Source organism: Streptomyces sp. NPDC033221, assembly GCF_055577005.1.
Genome location: NZ_JBVIQN010000032.1, coordinates 65,295 through 85,744, shown reverse-complemented (window position 1 = coordinate 85,744; position 20,450 = coordinate 65,295). Strand labels below are relative to the sequence as shown.

Here is a 20,450-nt window from a genome sequence, read left to right as displayed (position 1 = left end):
GGCAAATTCTTCTCGCTCCTCGGTCTCCCCCGTCCACTCCCCCAGCGGCTGCACCCTGCGGGCCGGCAACGACCCGCCGGTTACGCGGCGTTCACCCGGCCTCCGCACTCGGCGCGCTCACGCAGGACGCGCGCGGTGTGCTGATCCATCGGGAAGAACAGCTCGATCGCCAGCTCCGAGAGGGTGACGTCGGCCGGTGCGCCGAAGGTGGCGATGGTGCTGAACATCGCCAGTTCGCCGTGCGGGGTGCGGAACCGCATCGGCACCACCGCTTCGCGCGGGCCGCGGTCCTGCGGCGGCGACGGCTCCTCGTGCGCGGGCACCTCGTAGGCACTGACCTCGTCGTACAGCGCCCGCAGCGCGGGGGCGCCGGTGCTGTGCGCCTGCTGCGACAGCCCGCCGAGCAGGTACGCGCGCACCGGCCCGTAGTCGACCGCGTGCGCCGGGAAGCCCGTGGGGTGCAGGGCCAGCCGCATCACGTTCGGGGTGGGCTCCCGCAGCTCCGCCGGTGCCACGTCGAGCATGACGTTCATCGCCCGGTTCGCGCGCACCACGTTCCACAGCCGGTCGACGACGACCGCCGGGTACGGCTCATGGCCTTCCAGCAGCATGTCCACCGCCGAGCGCACCGCGGCCATGTCCTCGCCCTCAAGGGGCCGCTCCCGGTACACGGGCGCATAGCCGGCGGCCATCAGCAGGCTGTTGCGCTCGCGCAGCGGTACGTCCAGGTGGTGGGCCAGGCGCAGCACCATCTTCTGGCTGGGCCGGGCGCGCCCGGTCTCCACGCAGGACAGGTGCCGCGACGAGGTGTCGGCGCGCAGGGCCAGCTCCAGCTGGCTGAGCTTGCGCCGCAGCCGCCATTCGCGCAACAGCGCACCGGCCCCCGGCAGTTGTTCGGCTTCCATGCGGCCGACCCTAACCGGCCCGCCGAAGCCCGGCCATGAGGGGTTCACACGGTCATGCGACACCCGCCCGGGCCCCCGCCAGCGTCTTGACGAAAGCGTCGTAGACCTTCTTCATGCCGTGGTGGCTGAGGCTCGGCTCGGGGTACCACGGGCCGAGCTGTCCGGCGCGGACGGCGGGGAGGCTGCGCCACAGGCCGTTGTTGCGGAGGCCCGCCGGCTGGAGGCTGCTGGCGCGTACGTCGAAGAGGATGAGGTCGGCCGGGTAACGGTCGACCAGTTCCCAGGAGAGCTTCTCGACGTAGAGGTTGCCGCCGGTGGGTTTGACGATGTCCAGGCCGAGGCTTTCGAAGTCGCCGATGGAGGACCACCCATTCTTGCTGACCCGGATGCCGTCCTGGTCGGCGGAGGCGAACATCACCCGCAGTCCGGGCTTGCCGCTGATGGTCCGGCGCACCTCGTCACGGGCGGCGGAGTAAGCGGCCTTCCGGTGCCGTAACTCCGGTGCGGTGAAGTCCGCTCCGAGGGCGGCGGCCAAGTCGGCGTAGCGCTGTACGGCGGTGTCGACCTTGGCTCCGTACACCTCTATGGACACCATGGGGGCCAGCCGCTGGACGAGTTCGAGACCCGCCGGGATCATCTGCTGCGATCCGTACTGGAGCGGGTCGACGACGAGGTCCGGGTGCAGCTTGCCCATCCGCTCGATGCTCACATGGCCCCAGGTGCTGCCGACCACGGTCAGCCGGTCGAGGTCCACCTCGCCGAGCACGGTGAAGTCCTTGCCGCCGCCCTGCTTCTGCAGCGAGCCGTACACACCGACCGGGCGGATTCCGTAGTCCCACAGGGCCGCGGCGGCGGTGGAGTGCGCCACGATGCGGCGCGGGCGGCGGTCCAGCCGGACCGTGCGCCGGGCGTCGTCGGTGAAGCTCCAGGCGGCCCGGCCGCGCGCGGTCTGCCGGCGGTCGGCCTCCGGGAGTGAGCAGCCCGCCGCGCCGAGCGCGAAGAGTCCGAGGGCACCGGTGGTCAGGACCTGTCGGCGGCCGGGCAGGGGTGGCATGTGTCTCCTCGGTGTCACAGGGGTGTTCGGGATGCGAATATCGACACGAGCGATAAGTAAGGTTAGCCTTACAGAAGTTGAAGCCACCATGCACGTCGCACTGCGCCGTCAGCGGGAACGGGGAAGTCAGAGTGAGAAGCAGCCGCGGGAAGCTGCTGTCCGGCTTAGGTGCCACGGCGTGCGCCCTTGTCGTGGTGGCGGCCGTCAGCATGGGCCTCGGCGCGCGGACCGTCCCGCTCGGCACGGTCGCCGACTCGCTGTTCCACTTCGACCCGGACGACGTGGACCACTTGGCCATCTGGGAGTTACGGCTCCCCCGCACCGCCCTGGGGATACTGGCGGGCGCGGCACTGGGCATGGCCGGCGCGGTGATGCAGGGAGTGACCCGCAACCCGCTGGCCGACCCCGGCATCCTGGGGGTGAACGCCGGCGCCGCGCTCTTCATCGTCGTCGGCATCGACGTCTTCGGCATCACCGCGCTGACCGGCTATGTGTGGTTCGGCCTGGTCGGTGCCGCACTGGCGGCCTGCCTGGTCTACGCGGTGAGTTCGCTGGGCCGCGGCGGCGCCACCCCCGTCAAACTCGCGCTCTCCGGAGCCGCGGTGAGCGCCGCGCTGACCTCGCTGACCACCGCGGTCCTGCTGCTCGACGCGAACGCCTTCGACCAGTTCCGGTTCTGGCAGGTGGGCTCGCTGGCCGGCCGGGACGGTACGGTCGTCGGCCAGGCGCTGCCCTTCCTGGCCGTCGGCGCCGTACTGGCCCTGTTCTCCGGACGGATGCTCAACGCGCTCGCGCTCGGCGAGGACACCGCGCGTTCCCTGGGCCGGCGCACCGGCCGGGACCGGGTGGCGGCGGCACTGTCGGTGGTCCTGCTGTGCGGTGCCGCCACCGCGATGTGCGGTCCGATCGCCTTCGTCGGCCTGGCCGTACCGCACCTGGCCCGTCTGCTCACCGGCCCGGACTACCGCTGGATACTGCCCTATTCGATGCTGCTCGCCCCCGTGCTGGTGCTCGTGGCGGACATCGTGGGCCGGCTGGCGATCCGGCCCACCGAGCTGCAGGTCGGGCTGATGACCCCGCTCATGGGCGCCCCGGTGTTCATCCTGCTGGTACGCCGCCGCAAGCTCGCGGAGCTGTGATGGGCGGCCGGAGCATGAGCGAACGGACGGTTGCGGCCGAGACGGCGGCCGTGGACACCGCGCGGCAGATCGTGGCCGCGGCACGCCGCCGCGGCAGGAGGCGCACGTACGCGGTGACCGGCGCGCTGGCGCTCGTCGTCCTCGTGGCGTTCACCGCCGCCCTGACGCTGGGCGACTACGACCTGTCGCTGCCGGACGTGATCCGGTCGCTCACCGGCTCGCTCTTCGGCGACGCCTCCTGGGAGAGCGACTTCTTCGTCCTCGACGTACGGCTGCCGCGGGTGCTGACGGCCATGCTGGCCGGCGCCGCGTTCGCGCTGTCCGGCGCGCTCTTCCAGAGCCTGATCCGCAACCCGCTGGCCAGCCCGGACGTCATCGGCATCACCTCCGGCGCGAGCGCGGCGGCCGTCGTGTGCGTCCTGGTCCTCGGACTGGGCGGGCTGGCGGTCTCCTTCGGGGCGCTGGTGGGCGCGCTGGTCACGGCCACCCTCATCTACCTGCTCGCCTGGCGCAACGGCGTCAGCGGATACCGCCTCGTCCTCGTCGGCATCGGGATCGCGGCGGTACTGTCCAGCCTGATCTCCTACCTGATGACCACCGCACGCGTCGTCGACGCGCAGCGGGCACTGGAGTGGCTGACGGGAAGCCTGGACAGCCGCACCTGGCTGCACGCCGGCACGCTCGCGCTGTGTCTGGTCCCGCTGCTGCCCGCCGCGGCGGTGCTGGCGCGTTCGCTGAGGGCGCTGCAGTTCGGCGACGACACCGCGACCGGGCTCGGAGTACGGGTGGCGCCCCGCCGGCTGGCGCTGCTGGCGGTGGCGGTGGGGCTGGCCGCGGTGGCGACCGCGGCGGCCGGCCCGGTCCCGTTCGTGGCCCTGGTCGGCGCGCCGATCGCGCGCGGGCTGCTGCGCGGGCGCGGGCCCGCGCTGACGGCGGCGGCACTGGTCGGCGCGGTCCTGATGCCCGTGTCCGACTTCATCGGGCAGCATCTCTTCGCCGCCACGGAGTTGCCGGTGGGCGTGGTGACCGGTGTCGTGGGGGCCCCGTACCTGCTGTTCCTGCTGGCAAGCACCAACCGCTCGGGGCGTGTCGGATGACCAACACCGGAGCGGGAGACGGAGGACCGGGACGGATGACCGCATCGCACGTGCTGCGTGCCGAGGAGGTCCGGCTGGGGTACGACGGGCGGCAGGTCATCGACGGCCTGTCGTTCGAGGTCCCTCCGGGCGAGGTCACGATGGTGGTGGGCCCGAACGGCTGCGGCAAATCCACCCTGCTGCGCGCGCTGGCGCGGCTGCTGCGCCCCGCTTCGGGCACGGTGTGCCTGGACGGGCAGGACATCCGCACGATGTCGACCCGGCAGGTCGCCGCCGTCCTCGGCATCCTGCCGCAGTCCCCCGTCGCGCCGGACGGCATCCGCGTCGGCGAGCTGGTGGGGCAGGGCCGCCACCCGCACCAGAAGCTGCTGCGGCGGTGGGGTGCCGAGGACGACGAGGCGGTCGCGCAGGCCCTGCTCGCCACCGACACCCTGGGGCTGGCCGAGCGCCCGGTGGACGAGCTGTCCGGCGGGCAGCGGCAGCGGGTGTGGATCGCGATGGCGCTCGCGCAGCGCACCGGGCTGCTCCTGCTGGACGAGCCGACGACCTTCCTCGACGTACCGCATCAGGTCGAGGTGCTGGACCTGCTGACCGACCTCAACCGCAAGGACGGCACCACCGTCGTCGCGGTGCTGCACGACCTCAACCTCGCCTGCCGCTATGCCGATCACATCGTGGTGATGCAGGACGGCGCGATCGCCGCCGCGGGCCCGCCGTCGCGGATCGTGACCGAGGAGGTGATGCGGACGGTCTTCGGCATGGACTGCCGGGTCATCCCCGACCCGGTCTCGGGCACCCCGCTGATCGTGCCCATCGGGCGGCACTACTGCACGGCGGCGGGCACCGGGCCGGCGGCCGGCGCGGTCAGTCCCCGATGAAGTCGATCTCCGGCGTGAGGAGGACACCGGTGCGGTCGTGCACCTGTCGCAGCACGATGCCGACCGCCTCGCGGAAGCCGGCCGCGCTGGCTCCGTCGTCGGCGACGAGGGTGTGGTGCACGGAGGAGATCCGTACGCCGCGGGTGAGGGGGTGGTTGAGATCGAAGCCCGCCTGACGGATCAGCCAGCTGGCGCTCACCCGCGTGGAGCCGTCCGGGAAGCGGGCCACCGGCGCGCCGAGTCCCCGCAGTTCCGCGGCCGTCGCACCGCCGACCTCCGGGCTGAAGAAGACGCTGCCGATGGAACGCCGGTCCTTCGCGCAGGAGTCCAGCACCATGCCCTTTCTGCGGCGCACCGCCAGGACCGCCTCGGCGACCTGGGCGGGGGGCACGCTGCTGCCCAGCGGTACGTCCAGCTCGTCGGCCACGCTGCGGTAGGTCACCGGAGCGCTCAGCCCGGCGCGTCTGAGCGTGAAGCGGAGGGACAGGACGGTCCAGCGACGCGATCCCTTGAAGATGCTGGTGCGGTGGCCCAGTGCGCACTGGGACGCGTCCAGGGTGACCCGGCGGCCCAGCTCCCAGTCCCACGCCTCCACGCTGTGCAGGGTGTCGGACACTTCCTGCCCGTACGCCCCGACGTTCTGCACCGGCGTCGCGCCGGTGGTGCCGGGGATGCCGGCCAGCATCTCCATGCCGACCAGGCCTTCGGCGATCAGCGTCGCGACCAGTTCCCGCAGCGGGTGCCCGGCCTGCACCTCGACCCGTACGTGCCGGCCGTCCACTTCTCGCACCCGATATCCTCGGGTGGCGATCCGTAGGACCGGAAAGGTGCAGCCCCGGTCGTCGACGAGGACGTTGCTGCCTTCTCCCAGACATATCGGCGGGGCGGGCCGGTGGCGCATCTCCTGGACGAAGTCGGGGAAATCGGAGAGTGCCTGCAATTCGACCAGGGACGTGGCCTGTCCGCCGATACCGAGGGTCGTCAACGGGGCGAGTGGCACCCCGAAACTGACGCGCATGGTGGGCTCCTCATAAGCAGTCCGGGACATCACGAAATGCAGTCGATCTTATACAGGGAGCCCGATTCCCTCGACCGGTCGGGAGTTTCCCGGCGGCGCGCGTCAGTATCGCTCGCCGTGGGGGTGTTCGGCCACGCGTGAATGGCTCGGCGACGCGTGAATGTTCAGCGTCGCGTCATTGGCCGGCCACCGGCCCGGGGCAGTATTCTCCTCCGACCGGGCGGGACCTCATCCCCGGCGCTACCTCATCGGCGGGTACGGCCCAGTACGTCGTCGGTCCGCTGGACGATCCGGCGGGCGTCGGCGGCGTCATGGCGCTGGAGCTGCCGGCGCAGCCCGGACAGGCGGGCACGGCCGCGCGCCGAGGCCGACCGGCCCGCGAGGTCCAGTGCCGCCTCGGCGGCCTCCGCTGCACCGTCGATCTCCCCCAGTGCCAGCCGCGCCTCGGCCAATGATGCGTGGTGCAGCAGGCGGTTGCGGGGCTGGCTGCCGTCGAACAGCTCCAGGCCGCGCGCGAGGTCGCGGGCGGCCTGTCCGGGCCGGCCGCCCTCCAGCCGGGCCCGGCCGGCGTCGCCCACCAGCACGGCGGGGGTGACCCAGTAGGCCCAGGGCTCCTGGCCGCGGAACTCGGTCACCCGCTGGGCGCCCCCGACGGCCTCACGGATGGCCTGCGCCTCCTCCAGCGCGCGCTCGCAGCCGGCCAGGTCCCCGAGGCTGGCGTGTGCCCTGGCCTGACGGCTGGCCAGCAGTGCCTGGCCAGGGCTCGGGGCCAGGCCGACGGTGCCCTTGCGGGCGATCTGGATGAGCCGCAGTGCCTCCTCGCCCCGGCCGTGCCAGACGGCCTGGTAGCTCAGGCAGGAGATGATGTGCGCGGCCAGTCCGCGGTCGCCCGCCAGGCGTGCGGAGCGCAGGGCATGCAGCAGATAGTGCCTGCTGTGGGCTTCGTCGCCGAGGTCGCCGGCCATCCAGCCGACGATCTGGCCGAGTTCGGCGACGAGCCGGTGCAGCCGGATGCCGGTGTCCTGGTCGTAGGAGCAGGAGTCGACGAGCATGACGGCCCACCGCAGGTCCTGGGCGGCCCAGTCGAGGAGCAGCCGGCCGCCGCGGTCGTCGTCGAGCAGGCGGAACTGGTTGACGCGCTCGCCGATCAGACTCAGTGCCGCGGCGTCGATCTCCTCGCCGCGCCGCTGGGCGGGCGGCGGGGTGTCGGTGTTGAGCAGCCAGTCCACGGCCGCGGTGATCAGGTCCGGTTCGCTGACCGCGGTGGCCGGCGGGGCCGGGCGGCGCTGTACCGGCGGGACCGCCCACCCGGGGTCGTGGTGCGCCGACGGCCCCGGCAGGGGCTCCTGGCCGGGTGCCGGCGCCGGGGGCGGGAACCGGTCGGGCCACAGCGAGTGGACCGGCACCGGCTCGCCGAGCCGGGCGCCCAGGATTTCGGAGACCACACGGGGCAGGTCGCGGCGCGGACACGAGCCGTTCAGCCAGTTGTACGGCGCCTTGGCGCTTATGGTGCCCGCGCCGCACACCCTGTTGATCTCCCGGGCCAGCCGGTCCGGGGACCAGGACAGCCGGCGCAGGCAGGCGGCTAATACTGAGCTGTTGTTCATCCGCTTACGACGCCCCGTCTCGATGTGAACAGCCTTCGCCACTGGAGTACTCCGGCCCGTGGTGCTACCGAGAAGGCCGATACCCAATCGCCGTGCACATGGACCGCATTACCCAGGTGACTCCAGACACATAGAGGGACGACGGGTAATGACCATGGAATGTCCGAGAACTGCCGTAGATTTTACTTGAACGCCTTACTTGTTTCCGCCGGGGCGGCCGCGGATGTACGGTTCGTCCGCAGTACCGGCCAGTAGAACAAACCGCCGACAAACAGCACCAGGACGGCACACAGGAAGGGCGCGCCGAACGACCCGGTGACGTCGGCCAGCCGGCCGGTCAGCAGCACCCCGCCGGTGGTGGCCGCCGTATTGGCGAAATTCATCAGGCCGCCGACCGCGCCCACCGAGCCCGGCGGGGCCAGCAGCCCGGGCAGGCTCCACGCCACGGGCGCGGCCACCGCGAGGCCGCCGAGGGACAGGGACATCCAGAAGACCGCGCCGAGGGGCGTTTCGGCCCACCCCACACAGCCGATGGTGGCGCCCAGCGCGAGTCCGCACAGCAGCACCGGCCTGCGGCCGCCCACGGCGTCCCCGCCACCACGCACCCTGCGGTCGACCAGCCAGCCCCCGAAGACGACCTCGGCCACGGTCGCCACCAGCCACGGCACCATGGCGTACAGGCCGGCCGAGCCCAGCGCCACGCCGAACTGCCGCTGGAAGAACACCGGCATCCAGGTGAGCACCACATTGATGGTGTAGCCGTAACAGGCGAACCCCAGGGACATGGCCCAGATCCGGCGGGAGCGCAGTACGTCGCGCAGGGCGCCGGCCGTGCCGCCGCGCACGCGGTCATCCTCCGCCCCGGTAGGCCCGGAGTGCTCGGCCGGGTCGCGGTATCCCCACCACCACACCACGGCGAACAGCAGGCTGAGTACGGCGGTGAACAGGAATCCCGACCGCCAGCCCCAGGTGCTGATCACCCAGGCCAGCAGCGGGAAGGCCAGTACGTTGGCGAACTTCGTGGCGCCGTCGAACAGCGCGGTGGCCCGGCCCCGTTCGACGGTGGGGAACCACGCCGCGGTCGCCTTCGCGGCGCCGACCATCGACGGTCCTTCGGACACCCCCAGCAGCACCCGGGCCAGGACGACCGGCCCCAGGCCGGAGGCCACCGCCGTCAGCAGGCTCGCCAGCGCCCACAACGGGACCGCGATCCGGTTCAGCCACTTCACGCCGATCCGGTCGGCCAGCAGGCCGGAGGGCAGCTGGACCAGGCAGTAGGACCAGCTGAAGGCGGCCAGCACCACGCCGAGTTGGCTGAGGCTGAGCCCGAACTCCGCGGCGAGCGGGGTGCTGGCCACCGACAGCACCGTACGGTCGAAGAAGTTGACGAGGATGCCGCCGGTCAGCAGCGAGCCGATGGCCCAGCGGGTGCGTCCAGGGGAGGTCATGGAACGTGGTCGGTCTTTCGTCGGGACGGTGGGGACCACCGTGACGCCGGGTGACTCCGATCAAGATCCACGCTAACCATGTCCGGACCGCCCCCGCCGCGGACCGGTGCGTTACCGGCCAACCCCCGTTCGGTCGGTGCCTCCTGCACCGCTCCGGCCCCGGCCGCCGCCGGCGGGGAACCGGCTCGGGCAACGGCCGCTCGCCGGAGCACGGACGGCCGGGCACCGCTCAGGCCCGGTCGGCCCGGTGCTCCGCCATCTTCCGGGGGCGGGCGACGGTGGGCTCGCCCATGATGCGGCTCCCGGCCGCCACATCACCCAGCACCAGCGCGTGCGCGCCGATCAGCGCGTCGTCGCCGATGACCAGCGGGCCGAGGACGGTCGCGTTGACGCCGAGCGTGACCCGGTCGCCGACTTCCGGGTGCCGCCGGTCGCCGCTCGGCCGCAGTTTGTCCCGCCACCACCCGACAGCCCCGAGTGTCACCTGCTGGTAGATGGTGACGTCGTCCCCGAGCACCGCGGTCTCACCGATCACCACGCCGGTGCCGTGGTCGATGAAGAGCCGCCGGCCGATCCGCGCCCCCGGATGGATCTCGATGCCGGTCAGCACCCGTGCGCAGCTGGTCAGTACGCGGGCGGCGATCCGGTGCCGGCGCCCGTACAACCGGTGTGCGACACGGTGGATCCACAGCGCGGGCAGCGTGGAGTGGAACACCGCTTCCGCCCGGGAGGTGATCGAGGGGTCCCGGGCCAGCGTCGTGTCGATGTCTTCGAGCATCCGGGACAGCGGTCCGTCCCCGGCGCGCCGGCCGCCGAACGGCACGGCGGCCGCTCTCGGTTTCCGGTCGGGCTGCGGCTGGAGCATGGCTCAGTTCCCCATGCTTTCTGCCCTCTCCCAGTCCTCCTTCGACCCGGAGTCCGCGAAGACCGTGACGACGGTGTCGTCGGGGCCCAGGTTCTTCGCCTTCTCACGCGCGATCAGCCAGCTCGCGCCGGCCGACGAGCCGATCCTGGTGCCGGTCTCCTGCCAGAAATCGTACATCGCCGTGAGCGCTTCGCGGTGCGAGACCTGGGCGCTCTCGAACTCCGGCAGCAGCTTGTCCACGAAGGGCTGGCGCATCCCGTACGTCAGCCCGCCCGCCCCGGCGAACTTCGGTTCCCCGTTCGGTGGCTCGGGCGTTCCGTAGGGCAGCTCTGCGGGGGTCACGCCGATGACGGCGAGCCCGGGGGCGATGCCCCGCAGCGCGCGGGCCACGCCGGCGAGCATGCCTCCGCTGCCGACCGCCGCCACCACGGCGGCGGGGCGGGCGCCGTCGAGCTGGCCGACGATCTCCCGGCCGGTGGAGAACTGGTGCGCGGCGACGTTCGCCATGTTCCGGTGCTGTGCCAGCAGCGTCCAGCTGGGGTCCTCCTCGGCGATCTCGGAGGCGCGCCGCATGATGGCGAGCGGGAACTCGGACGCCGGCACCAGGTCGATGGCGGTGCCGCCCTCGGACAGGTGGGTCAGCAGGCTCTGCGGTACGGAGTCCGGCATCACGGCCCGCATGGGGATTCCGGTGACCTTGTTGAGTCCGGTCAGCGCGCGGGCCATGTTGCCGCCCGAGCAGTCCACGAGCTTCAACGGCGTGCTGCTGCCCGCGTGTTCGTTGATGGCGCGGCAGAGCATGGAGTACGCGGGGCGGTCCTTGGCGGAGCCGGACGGGTTGCGGAGTTCGTACTTGGCCATGATCCTCGCCCCGCCGGGCGGACCGGGCACCTCGACGAGCGGCGTGCCGCCCAGGGTGGCCCGGAATTCGCGCAGCCCCGGGTACTGGGCCAGCGCGGTGGTCTCGTCGACTGCCGTATCCAGCGGCTCGGTCACGGAGAGGTCGATCTGGGGCGGTTGTGTCGCCATCGGGCTCACGGTCCCTTCACCAATTCGCGGTCTGCTCGGCCGGTTCCGCGCCGCCTTCGGGCGCTGCGCGCAAACGTTCGGCCGGGTAGATGGTCAGCGAGCCCGGCAGAAGGTGTCAACGAAACCCAGGTGTTCAAGCACGCTTCCCAACAGCCGTGCCGTAAGGGGTGGTTAGGCACTGGGGCTCGTTCCCGGGGGAGCCGTACATCAGCCCCCCCCCGGGTGAACCGCCCGCCGCGACGAGCGGAAGTCAGGCCGGCTGGGCGACGGGACGCCGTGCCTTGAGAAGCCACAGCGCCAGCAGTCCGCTGCCCAGCCCGACCACGGCGGCGACGGCGAAGACCGCGGACAGCCCGTGGGCGTACGCCTCCCGCAGGCCGGTGCCGCCGCCGGACGAGAACTGGTGGAACACGGAACCGAGCACCGCGATGCCCAGCGCCAGCCCGAGCTGACGCGCGCAGTTGGCCGCCGCGGCGGCGACCCCGCTCTGCGACTCGGGCGCGGCGGACATGGCGATGGCGGGCAGCACGGGCGAGACGACGCCCGCGCCGATGCCGGTGATGACCAGTCCGGGTATCAGTGCCGTCCAGGACGATCCCGCGTCGACCGTCAGCATCAGGACGTTGCCCACCCCGACGGCGACCGTGCCGCCGCCGAGCGTCCAGTACGCGGGAAGCCGGTGCAGCGCGCTGCCGACCAGGGCGGAGGTGGCGAAGAACGCCACCGGCTGCACCGTGATGACCAGCGCCGTGGGCAGTGAGGTGAGCCCCATGCTGTCCTGCAGCCAGATCGACATGACCGGCAGCGCGCCGAACGCGGCGAGGTAGTAGCCCATGGCCGCGACCAGCGTTCCGTTGAACTCCCGCTTGCGGAACAGGTCCAGCGAGATCATCGGCTTGCTGCCGGACCGCTCGACGAGGATGAACGCGACGAGCATCACCACGCCGACGGCGAAGCCGAGCAGCGCCGAGGTGGCTCCCCAGCCCTGTTCGCCGCCGCGGATGATGCCGAAGGTGATGCCGATCGCGGACAGGGTGAAGGTGACGATGCCCAGGTAGTCGATGCGGGTCGAGGTGGTGGTGTCGTCGATCAGCACCACGGCGGACAGCGCCAGCGTGACCGCGCAGAGCGGGACCCCGCCGAAGAAGATCCACTGCCAGGAGAGGAACTGGGTGAGCACGCCTCCCGCGACGTTGCCGATACCGGCGGCCGCACCGGCCACCGCGCCCCAGACCGCGAAGGCCACCCCCTTGTCGCGTCCGGTGTAGGTGAGGGCGATCAGCGGCAGCAGGGTGGAGAACATCGCGGCACCGGCCAGGCCCTGCACCGCCCGTGCGGCAATCAGTACGCCGACGTCGCCGGCCAGTCCGCAGACCAGCGTGGAGACGCCGAAGGCGCCCAGGCCGGCCAGGTAGAGGCGTTTGCGTCCGAGGTTGTCGCCGAGTGAGCCCATGCCGAGCAGCAGCCCCGCGAGGGCGAGGGTGTAGACGTCGACGATCCACTGCAGGGAGCCGAAGTCCGCGTGCAGGTCGTGGGCCATGCTGGGGAGCGCCACCGTCACGATCGTCGAGTAGACGAGGAGCATGAACGTTCCCAAGCAGGTGGCGGCCAGCGGCAGCCATTTGCGCATGACAGTGTTTCCTTCCGGGGGCCGAGCGCCTTCCGGATCATGCTGATGTAATACCCTTGTGCAACAGAACCCTTACGGTGAAGATCCCGTACGGCTGATCCTCGATCTCGCGGCCACACCGCCGCGCTCCCCCGGGGAATTCGCCGAACGCTGCGTCGCCGCGGGCATGGCGATCGACCGCCCGGTGGACGACGAGGACCTGGCGGAGATCCTCCGCTTCATCCCGCGCTGGCTCGCGGTGGTCGACGCGGACACCGACGAGCGGCGGGCCGCCCTGCTCAACGACCTGCTGACGGCTTCGTCCACGCACCCCCGGCTGACCGACCACGCCGACGGCGGCTGGCACATCCACTACCGCGCCGACGACCTGGGGCTGGCCGGTGTGGTGCGGGCGGTGGTCAGTGTGGGCACCGCCCTGCACCTGACGGGCCGCGGCATGGACCGCCTCGGCCGCTGTGCTCTGGCCGAGTGCGGCCGGGCGTACGGCGACTTCACCCGGGGCGGCCGTCAGCGTTACTGCTCCCACGCCTGCGCGAACCGTGACGCCGTACGCCGCTTCCGCGCCCGGCAGACGCAAAAGCCGTGAGGCCGGCGGGAGGGGGAGCCGCCGGCCTCACGGTCATCACAGTGGCTTCTACGGCGTCGTCGCCTCCCCTGCCGCCGGGGCCGCCGAGGCGGCGACCAGCGCGGCGAGCTTCGCCGGTGACGGGTGGGACAGCAGTTCCCGCAGGGACACCGTCGCACCCAGCTCGTCCTGTATCCGGTTCACCAGCTGGGTGCCGAGCAGCGAATGCCCGCCCAGCTCATAGAAGTCGTCGTCGACCCCGATGCCCTCGAAGCCGAGGAACTCCTCCCACAGCGCCACGATCCGCTTCTCGGTCTCGTCGCGCGGGGCGGTGTAGCCGGAGCGCAGCCCGGGGGGCCGCGTCGGCCGCTCCCGCGACCCGCTCTCCTTCGGTTCCGCAAGGGTGGCCCGTACGTCGGCGGCTTGCGCGGGCGCGCCGGCGCCCTGCTCCCCGCTCGGCCCGATCCAGTGCCGCTCCCGTTCGAACGGATAGCCGGGCAGCGGGACCTTGTGCCGCGGCCCGTCGTGCAGCGCGCTCCACCGCACCTCGCCGCCCGCCAGCCACAGGTCCCCGACCCCGAGCAGCAGCGTCTCCAGGTCGTCGCCGGCCTCCCCGGGACGGCGCATCGTCCGGACCGTGGAGATGCCCCGCCGTCCGGCCAGCGTCGCCTTGGCCAGGGTGGACAGCGTGGTGCCCGGCCCGACTTCGACCAGCACGGTACGGCCCTTGGCCGCCGCCGTGCCGACCGCGTCGGCGAAGCGCACCGGCCGCCGGGCATGGCCGCCCCAGTACGCGGGGTCCGTGGCCTGCTCGGTGGTGATCGGCCGCCCGGTCACACCGGAGACGAAGGGCCGCTCGTACGGAGCCGGAGCGGCGCCGCGTACGGCCTCGGTCAGCGGGCCGACCACCGGGTCCATCATCGCCGAGTGGAAGGCGTGCGAGGTGTGCAGACGCCGCGCGGTCACCCCCGCGCCGGCCAGCACCCGCTCCAGCGCGGCCACGCCCTCTTCCGGGCCGGCCGCCACGCACAAGGCGGGCGCGTTGACCGCGGCGACGGTCACCCCCGGCGGCAGCAGCGGCACCACCGCGTCCTCGGCTGCCTCGACCGACAGCATCGCCCCGGGCGGCTGCTCGCGCATCAGCCTGCCGCGCAGCGCGACCAGGTGCAGCGCGTCCTCCAGCCGCAGCACCCCGGCCACACACGCCGCGGTCAGCTCGCCGACGCTGTGACCCACCATGTCGTCCGGCGTCACGCCCCAGCGCATCAGCAGCCGCGCGAGCGCGTACTCGGTGGCGAACAGCGCGGGCTGGGCCACCTCCGTCGACGTGAGCCGTTCCGCCGTCCCGGCGTCCGCGCCGTACAGCACCTCGCGCAGGTCGAAACCGAGCTCGGCGCGCAGCAGCTGGGCCGAGCGGTCGATGTCGGCGGCGAACCCCCGGTCCGCCGTGTACAGGCCATGGCCCATTCCGGGGAACTGCGTGCCCTGGCCGGGGAAGAGGAACACCGTGCGCGGTGAGCCGGTGCCCGCGTCCCCCTGGCGTGCGCGGCCGGGGTCGGCGCCGCCGAGGAGCGAGGCCACCGGCACCGGGCCGGGCGGGACCAGGACCGCCCGGCGGTGACGCATCGGCCGCCTGCCGGTCTGCAGGGTGTACGCGGCGTCAGCGGTCTCCGGGGTGTCCGGCGCGGCGAACCGTCCGGCCAGCCGGTCCGTCGCCGCCTGGAGTGCCTGCGGTGTCTTGGCGGACAGCAGGAGGAGCTGTGGCCGGCCCCCGCCCCGGCCGCCGTCCGCCGGCCCGTCGGACGGGCGTGCGGCCGGGGCCTCTTCGAGGATCACATGGGCATTGGTGCCGCCGATGCCGAAGGAGCTGACACCGATGCGGCGCGGGCCGCCGTCCGGCTCCCAGGCGGTCCGCCGGGTGTTCACCCGGAAGGGCGTCGCGTCGAAGTCGATCCGCGGGTTGGGCGTACGGAAGTGCAGGCTGGGCGCCAGCTCGCGGTGCTGCAGCTGGAGTACGGCCTTGATCAGGGCGGCGATGCCGGCCGCGGTCTCCAGGTGACCGATGTTGGACTTCACCGAGCCGAGGGCGCAGTAGCCGGTGTCCTCGGTGAAGTGCCGGTGGGCGCGGGTCAGCGCGTTGATCTCGATGGGGTCGCCGATGGGGGTGGCGGTGCCGTGCGCCTCGACGGCGGTGACGGTACGGGCGTCCACGCCGCTCGCGCGGAGCGCCCGGTGGATCACCCGCTCCTGCCCGGCGACTCCGGGTGAGGTGTAACCGACCTTGTCCGACCCGTCGTTGTTGACCGCGGAGCCCTTGAGCACGGCCAGCACCCGGTCGCCGTCCCGTACCGCGTCCGTCAGCCGCTTGAGGACCACCACGCCCACACCGCTGCCGAAGACGGTGCCCCGGGCCTCGGCGTCGAAGGGGCGGCAGTGGCCGTCCGGCGAGTAGATGAGTCCGCGTTCGTAGCGGTACCCCACCCGGTGCGGCACCCGTACGCACACGCCGCCGGCCAGGGCGATGTCGCAGGCCCCGGTGTGCAGGGACTGGGCGGCCTCGTGCACCGCGACGAGCGAGGTGGAACAGGCCGTCTGCACCGACAGTGCGGGTCCGGTGAAGCCGAGCTGATGGGCGGTGCGGGTCGCCAGGTAGTCCTTGTCGTTGTGGATCTGCAGTTCGAAGACGGCCGAGTCGAGGACGATCCGGCGGCCGCCCAGCAGGTTCGACATCAGGTAGGCGGGCATGTTGGCGCCCGCGAAGACCCCTCCGGAGCGCGCTGCCGCCGGATCGATGCCGGCGTGTTCCAGGGCGTGCCACGCGCACTCCAGGAACAGGCGCTGCTGGGGGTCCAGCAGCGCCGCTTCCCGCGCGCTGAAGCCGAAGAACCGTGCGTCGAAGAGGTCCACACCGTCCAGGAGCGGGGCTGCCGGGACGTACTCGGGGTGGCCGAACTCCGCCCGCCCGATGCCTTCGGCGAGCAGTTCCTCCTCTTCCAGGCGGGTGATGGACTCGACGCCGTCCCGCAGGTTGCGCCAGAAGGCGTCGATGTCCTCCGCACCGGGGAACCGCCCCGCCATCCCGACGACCGCGATGCCGCCGGGGTCCGGGGCCGCGGTGAGGCCGCCGTCGTGCAGGGTCATTCGATGATCCCGGACGGTCCGGCGGGCGTGAGGGCGTGCCGGCCGATGTCGTACCCGGTGGTCCCGTCGAGGGCCAGGTCGGCGCAGATCTTGCCCCACAGCGGGGTGAACTTGAAGCCCCAGCCCGCCACCGACACCACGACGTTCTCACCGCCGTCCACCAGGGCGCCGGCGTCTCCGAGGAAGAACTGCCGGGCGGAGTTGGCGGGCAGCATCGCCAGGCAGGTGGACAGCTCGGCCGGCTGCGGGTCGGCCCAGGGCATGTGCGCGCCGGCCCAGTCGGTCACCCGCTGCACCGGCCGCGCGGCCGGCAGCCCCTTCGCGTCGTCGGCGTGCTCCAGCGGGTCGGTCTCGAAGACCGGGCCGAGCCGGATGTCGTGGCTGGTCGACCAGGGGTTGGGCGGGAAGCCGTAGAAGAGGTTGGTGTCCTCTTCCGTGGGCTGCTGGAAGGCGAACCAGAACGGCCTGCCGGGTTCGGCGCGACGCTGGCGGAGGGTGACCAGCGGCAGCTCGTACAGACCGACGCCCAGCCGTGCGCCCCACGCTCCCACCAGGTCGTTGGCGTGGCCGCCGTTCGCCAGGACGACCTTGTCCGCACGGTAGGTCGCCTCCGCCGTCCGTACGGTGACGCCGTCGGGGTCCGGTTCCACCGCGAGCACCTGCTCGTTCCCGCGCAGCACCGCGCCGTGCTGCTGGGAGAGCTGGAAGACCGCGCCGAGCGTGCCGCGTACGTCGATGGCGCCACCGTCCCGCTGGAGGAAGCCCTCGTAGTGGCCGGGCAGGCCGGTGAAGCCGTAGCGTCGTTCGATCTCCGCGCCCGTCAGCCACTCGTAGGGCACGTCCAGCTCCTCCATGGCCCGCGCGGTGCCGGAGATCTGGCCCTCGTTGGTCTCCACCTCGGTGTCGCCGAACCACAGGCTGCCCACCGCGTGCAGGAGCTTGCGGCCGGTCAGCGACTCCAGTTCGCGCCACATCGGGAGGGCTTCGAGGGTCAGCGCGAAGATGTCCCGCTCGGTGTACTGCAGACGCCAGTGCCGCTCGGCGCCGCTCGTCCCGCCCCGCTCGTTCATGAAGCCGTACCGCTCCAGGACGAGGACCTTGCGTCCGCCGCGCCGGGCGGCCTGCCATGCCGTGGACAGGCCGATCGGCCCGCCGCCTATCACGATGAGGTCGTAGTGCTGATTGCTGTCGCTCACGGGTGTCTCTTTCTCTTCTTCACGGGAGGGGGCGGGCAGGCGGGGAGGGCGTCAGCGGACGGGCAGCGTGAGCAGTCCGGTGACCGCGGCCACGGTCTCGGCGAGCCGTTCGCGGAGGTAGAAATGTCCGCCGTCGAAGATCCGGTCGGTGAAGCCGGCCCGGGTGAAGTCCGACCATTCGCGCACGTCCCGCGGTGTCACCGCCTGATCGTCCGCGCCGCCGAACGCGGTGATGGGCAGGCTCAGCGCCGGGGCGTCGGGGCCGAACCGGCAGGAGTCCACCACCTGGTAGTCACTGCGTACGACCGACACGATCAGCCGTGCCAGTTCCGGGCTGTCCCGGACGCTCGCGGGGATGCCGCCCAGCCGGACCAGCTCGTCGAGGACCCCGTCGTCGTCGTGCCCGAGGAGGTCACCGGCATCGATGCGGGGCGGGGCGAACTGGCTGGAGACGATCAGCCGGTCCGGGACCGGGAAGCCCGACTCCTCCCACCGGCGGGCGATCTCGTACCCCACCGCGGCGCCCATGCTGTGGCCGAAGAACGTGAACGGCAGGTCCAGCGCCGGGGCGAGCTGGGTGGCGACCAGATCGGCCAGCTCGCCCATGTCGTCGATCAGCGGGTCGTCGATGCGTTCCTCGCGGCCGGGGTACTGCACCGCCAGCAGGTCGACGTCCGGCGGGAGTTCGTCGCGCCAGGGGCGGTAGGAGGACGCGCCGCCGCCGGCGTACGGGAAGCAGACGAGCTGGTGGCGGGGTGGTGCGGCGCCGGCGGCGTGTTTGATCAGCGGACTCGTGCGTCCCGGGTACATGGATTCACCTCATGACGGTGTGCGAGAGGGCGGGCCGTGGCGCACGGCACGGACGTGGGGGCGCGTGGGGCCGACACGCGGGGTCATTTCGCCTCGGCTGCCTGCCGGCCGGCGATGTCCTCCCGCAGGGCCTTCTTGTCGATCTTCCCGATGCCGGTCAGCGGCAGGGCGTCCACGATCTCCAGCCGCTCGGGGAACTTGAAGGCGGCCAGGCCCTGCTGCTCCAGGAAGCGGCGCAGCTCCCGCAGTCCGACGGCCCCCTGGCCGTCGAGGACGGCGTAGAGGCACACCGCCTCGCCGTAGAGTTCGTGCGGCATGGCCACTCCGGCCGCCTGGACGATGCGCGGGTGGCGCTGGGCCATGGTCTCCAGTTCCTCCGCGGAGATCTTCTCGCCGCCGCGGTTTATGGAGTCCCGTACCCGGCCTTCCAGTACGACGTTGCCGTCGGGGTCCACGCGTACCAGGTCACCGGTCCGGTAGAACCCATCGGAGGTGAACGCCCCCGCGGTGGCTTCGGGATTGTTGTAGTAACCGGCCACGGTGTACGGGCCGCGGGTCAGCAGCTCGCCCATGGAGCCCTGGGGCACCGGCTGCCCGTCGGCGTCCACCACCCGGAGTTCGTCCACCGCGCTGGCCGGGCTGCCCTGGGTGGTGTGGATGACCTCGCCCGCCGCGTCGAGGCGGGTGAAGCACAGGAGTCCCTCGCTCATGCCGTAGCACTGCTGGAGCGTGGCGCCCAGTTCCGTCCGGACCCGGGCGGCCGCTTCGGCGCCGGGCCGGGCGCCGCCGACCTGGATCACCTCCAGGCTGCTCAGATCGGCTGCGGAGCCCGGCGCGGCGGCCAGCCACTGGAGCATCAGGGTGGGGACGAGCGTGCAGTGGGTCACCCGCTCCCGCTCGATCAGTTCGAAGGCGGCGCGGGGGCTGTTGGGGTTCGCGAGGACCACCCGGCCGCCCGCGATGAGGGTGCCGAGCACGCCCGGGCAGTTCATGACGAATCCGTGGGCGGCGGGCATGACCGCCAGGTTGACCGTCTCCGGGGTGACACCCGCGATGTCCATGGCGGTACGGATCATGTAGCCGTACCCCTCGTGGGCCCGCGGTATCGCCTTCGGCAGTCCGGTGGTGCCGCCGGAGAGGAGGAAGACGGCGGCGTCCCGCGGCGAGGCGCCGGGGGCTGCCGCGGCGGTGCCGTGGTCCTGCGGCGCCGGGCCGGCGGTCCCGGGCCGGCACAGCTGTCCCAGGTCCCTCTCGCCCTCGGTGAGCTGGTCCGCTCCCCGTACGAGCAGCAGGCGCAGGCTCTCGTGCCGCTCGCGCAGCCTGCGGGCCAGCCCGAGCCGGTCGGCGCGGCGGGTTCCGCTGTCCACGGCGAGGGCGACGGGCCGGGTGACCGACACGATGTGGTTCAGCTCGTGCTCGCGGAACGCCGGCAGGATCAGCACCGGCGGCGCCCCGACGTGCAGCAGCGCCAGCACCAGGACGACATACTCCAGGCAGTTGGGCAGCTGTACGCAGACCCGGTCGCCGGGGTTGATGCCTTCGGCGCGCAGCCGGCCGGCCGCCTCGTGCACCGCCCGCGCCAGTTCCCCGTACGTCATCCTGCGGTCACCGTCGACGACCGCGCACCGGTCCGGTAGCGCGCGGCACCGGTCGAGGATCAGATCGCTCACCAGCTCCGGCCGCCACAGTCCCGCGTCGCGGTACGCCGCAGCGCGGTCGGGGGCGATGACCGGAACCGCCGGGTCCAGCGCGGAGCGCTCGCGCACCGGCGCCGTCATGACCCGCTCCGCTGCTCGGCGATCAGCTCGGCCAGCCGTCCCAGCGTGTAGTCGTCCTGGTCCCACAGGTCGACCGTCACACCGAACCGCTGTTTGAGCGCGAGCTGCAGCTCGGTGGTCTCCACCGAACTGAGTCCGAGCTCGGTACGGAGCGTCCAGTCCGCGGTGGCGTCCGCCAGGTCCGTTTCTTCGAGCCCGATCTCGGCCAGCGTCTCGGTGACCGCGCTCAGCGGGCCGGCTGTCTCTTGAGTCGACAAGGGGAAATCCCTCCCACATCCGTTGTCAGTCAG

Annotated in this window: 17 protein-coding genes; 4 read left to right on the top strand and 13 right to left on the bottom strand. The window is 72.3% G+C overall.

Annotated features, from left to right (window positions below; translation table 11 throughout):
* Positions 1 to 80 precede the first annotated feature (80 nt).
* Both ACZ53K_RS32505 and ACZ53K_RS32500 read right to left on the bottom strand, forming a co-directional pair.
* A complete protein-coding gene (locus ACZ53K_RS32505) occupies positions 81 to 905 on the bottom strand; it encodes a helix-turn-helix domain-containing protein (protein WP_468843750.1) in 825 nt (274 codons plus the stop codon).
* A gap of 52 nt (positions 906 to 957) precedes the next feature.
* Entirely contained in the window at positions 958 to 1,959 is a 1,002-nt protein-coding gene (locus ACZ53K_RS32500) for an ABC transporter substrate-binding protein (protein ID WP_468843748.1), read from the bottom strand.
* A 194-nt stretch (positions 1,960 to 2,153) separates the two neighbouring features.
* On the opposite strand from ACZ53K_RS32500, the gene ACZ53K_RS32495 reads away from it, so the two are divergent.
* From ACZ53K_RS32495 to ACZ53K_RS32485, 3 genes are read left to right on the top strand one after another with little or no spacing between them, the layout of a single operon-like run.
* On the top strand, positions 2,154 to 3,098 hold the full coding sequence (locus ACZ53K_RS32495; protein WP_468843747.1) for a FecCD family ABC transporter permease: 945 nt from the start codon (positions 2,154 to 2,156) through the stop codon (positions 3,096 to 3,098).
* A 14-nt stretch (positions 3,099 to 3,112) separates the two neighbouring features.
* Positions 3,113 to 4,195: a FecCD family ABC transporter permease gene (locus tag ACZ53K_RS32490; RefSeq protein ID WP_468843744.1), complete on the top strand. Its 1,083-nt coding sequence runs from the start codon at positions 3,113 to 3,115 to the stop codon at positions 4,193 to 4,195.
* A gap of 35 nt (positions 4,196 to 4,230) precedes the next feature.
* A complete protein-coding gene (locus ACZ53K_RS32485) occupies positions 4,231 to 5,073 on the top strand; it encodes an ABC transporter ATP-binding protein (protein WP_468843743.1) in 843 nt (280 codons plus the stop codon).
* Here ACZ53K_RS32485 and ACZ53K_RS32480 read toward each other — a convergent pair.
* From ACZ53K_RS32480 to ACZ53K_RS32455, 6 genes are all read right to left on the bottom strand, one after another.
* Positions 5,060 to 6,091 carry a UDP-N-acetylmuramate dehydrogenase gene (locus ACZ53K_RS32480; RefSeq protein WP_468843742.1) on the bottom strand — a complete coding sequence of 344 codons (1,032 nt, stop codon included), beginning with the start codon at positions 6,089 to 6,091 and terminating at the stop codon, positions 5,060 to 5,062. The two genes, ACZ53K_RS32485 and ACZ53K_RS32480, sit on opposite strands and share 14 nt — an antisense overlap.
* 245 nt (positions 6,092 to 6,336) lie before the next feature.
* Complete coding sequence (locus tag ACZ53K_RS32475; protein WP_468843741.1) at positions 6,337 to 7,740, bottom strand: hypothetical protein; 1,404 nt, start codon at positions 7,738 to 7,740, stop codon at positions 6,337 to 6,339.
* 140 nt (positions 7,741 to 7,880) lie between these two features.
* The gene (locus tag ACZ53K_RS32470; RefSeq protein ID WP_468843739.1) at positions 7,881 to 9,146 is read right to left on the bottom strand and encodes an MFS transporter; all 1,266 of its coding nucleotides are present in this window, start codon (positions 9,144 to 9,146) and stop codon (positions 7,881 to 7,883) included.
* Between the two features lie 229 nt (positions 9,147 to 9,375).
* Complete coding sequence (gene epsC, locus ACZ53K_RS32465; RefSeq protein ID WP_468843737.1) at positions 9,376 to 10,011, bottom strand: serine O-acetyltransferase EpsC; 636 nt, start codon at positions 10,009 to 10,011, stop codon at positions 9,376 to 9,378.
* A gap of 3 nt (positions 10,012 to 10,014) precedes the next feature.
* Positions 10,015 to 11,040 (bottom strand): pyridoxal-phosphate dependent enzyme, encoded by a 1,026-nt coding sequence (locus ACZ53K_RS32460; protein ID WP_468843735.1) that lies wholly within the window; start codon positions 11,038 to 11,040, stop codon positions 10,015 to 10,017.
* A 250-nt stretch (positions 11,041 to 11,290) separates the two neighbouring features.
* Complete coding sequence (locus tag ACZ53K_RS32455; RefSeq protein ID WP_468843734.1) at positions 11,291 to 12,670, bottom strand: MFS transporter; 1,380 nt, start codon at positions 12,668 to 12,670, stop codon at positions 11,291 to 11,293.
* Positions 12,671 to 12,728: 58 nt separating this feature from the next.
* Here ACZ53K_RS32455 and ACZ53K_RS32450 point away from each other — a divergent pair, with 58 nt between their 5' ends.
* Entirely contained in the window at positions 12,729 to 13,256 is a 528-nt protein-coding gene (locus ACZ53K_RS32450) for a CGNR zinc finger domain-containing protein (protein WP_468843732.1), read from the top strand.
* 48 nt (positions 13,257 to 13,304) lie between these two features.
* Here ACZ53K_RS32450 and ACZ53K_RS32445 read toward each other — a convergent pair whose 3' ends face one another.
* The 5 genes from ACZ53K_RS32445 to ACZ53K_RS32425 all read right to left on the bottom strand — a co-directional run bounded on the left by ACZ53K_RS32445 (position 13,305) and on the right by ACZ53K_RS32425 (position 20,417).
* Positions 13,305 to 16,376 (bottom strand): type I polyketide synthase, encoded by a 3,072-nt coding sequence (locus ACZ53K_RS32445; protein ID WP_468843730.1) that lies wholly within the window; start codon positions 16,374 to 16,376, stop codon positions 13,305 to 13,307.
* The gene (locus ACZ53K_RS32440; RefSeq protein ID WP_468843728.1) at positions 16,373 to 17,572 is read right to left on the bottom strand and encodes an FAD-dependent oxidoreductase; all 1,200 of its coding nucleotides are present in this window, start codon (positions 17,570 to 17,572) and stop codon (positions 16,373 to 16,375) included. The genes ACZ53K_RS32445 and ACZ53K_RS32440 overlap by 4 nt, the downstream gene beginning before the upstream one ends.
* Positions 17,573 to 17,623: 51 nt before the next feature.
* Positions 17,624 to 18,382 (bottom strand): thioesterase II family protein, encoded by a 759-nt coding sequence (locus tag ACZ53K_RS32435; protein WP_468843727.1) that lies wholly within the window; start codon positions 18,380 to 18,382, stop codon positions 17,624 to 17,626.
* Between the two features lie 83 nt (positions 18,383 to 18,465).
* Positions 18,466 to 20,160, bottom strand: a complete 1,695-nt coding sequence (locus ACZ53K_RS32430) for a (2,3-dihydroxybenzoyl)adenylate synthase (RefSeq protein ID WP_468843726.1) — start codon at positions 20,158 to 20,160, stop codon at positions 18,466 to 18,468.
* Positions 20,157 to 20,417, bottom strand: coding sequence for an acyl carrier protein (locus tag ACZ53K_RS32425; protein ID WP_468843724.1), 261 nt, complete (start codon positions 20,415 to 20,417; stop codon positions 20,157 to 20,159). The genes ACZ53K_RS32430 and ACZ53K_RS32425 overlap by 4 nt, the downstream gene beginning before the upstream one ends.
* Between the last annotated feature and the right edge of the window lie 33 nt (positions 20,418 to 20,450).

What these genes read in the sequence shown, in the direction of transcription:
- ACZ53K_RS32505 (WP_468843750.1), bottom strand. Translation starts at nt 905, where the DNA reads ATGGAAGCCGAACAACTGCCGGGGGCCGGTGCGCTGTTGCGCGAATGG.
- ACZ53K_RS32500 (WP_468843748.1), bottom strand. Translation starts at nt 1,959, where the DNA reads ATGCCACCCCTGCCCGGCCGCCGACAGGTCCTGACCACCGGTGCCCTC.
- epsC (WP_468843737.1), bottom strand. Translation starts at nt 10,011, where the DNA reads ATGCTCCAGCCGCAGCCCGACCGGAAACCGAGAGCGGCCGCCGTGCCG.
- ACZ53K_RS32435 (WP_468843727.1), bottom strand. Translation starts at nt 18,382, where the DNA reads ATGTACCCGGGACGCACGAGTCCGCTGATCAAACACGCCGCCGGCGCC.
- ACZ53K_RS32445 (WP_468843730.1), bottom strand. Translation starts at nt 16,376, where the DNA reads ATGACCCTGCACGACGGCGGCCTCACCGCGGCCCCGGACCCCGGCGGC.
- ACZ53K_RS32460 (WP_468843735.1), bottom strand. Translation starts at nt 11,040, where the DNA reads ATGGCGACACAACCGCCCCAGATCGACCTCTCCGTGACCGAGCCGCTG.
- ACZ53K_RS32480 (WP_468843742.1), bottom strand. Translation starts at nt 6,091, where the DNA reads ATGCGCGTCAGTTTCGGGGTGCCACTCGCCCCGTTGACGACCCTCGGT.
- ACZ53K_RS32430 (WP_468843726.1), bottom strand. Translation starts at nt 20,160, where the DNA reads ATGACGGCGCCGGTGCGCGAGCGCTCCGCGCTGGACCCGGCGGTTCCG.
- ACZ53K_RS32490 (WP_468843744.1), top strand. Translation starts at nt 3,113, where the DNA reads ATGAGCGAACGGACGGTTGCGGCCGAGACGGCGGCCGTGGACACCGCG.
- ACZ53K_RS32455 (WP_468843734.1), bottom strand. Translation starts at nt 12,670, where the DNA reads ATGCGCAAATGGCTGCCGCTGGCCGCCACCTGCTTGGGAACGTTCATG.
- ACZ53K_RS32470 (WP_468843739.1), bottom strand. Translation starts at nt 9,146, where the DNA reads ATGACCTCCCCTGGACGCACCCGCTGGGCCATCGGCTCGCTGCTGACC.
- ACZ53K_RS32485 (WP_468843743.1), top strand. Translation starts at nt 4,231, where the DNA reads ATGACCGCATCGCACGTGCTGCGTGCCGAGGAGGTCCGGCTGGGGTAC.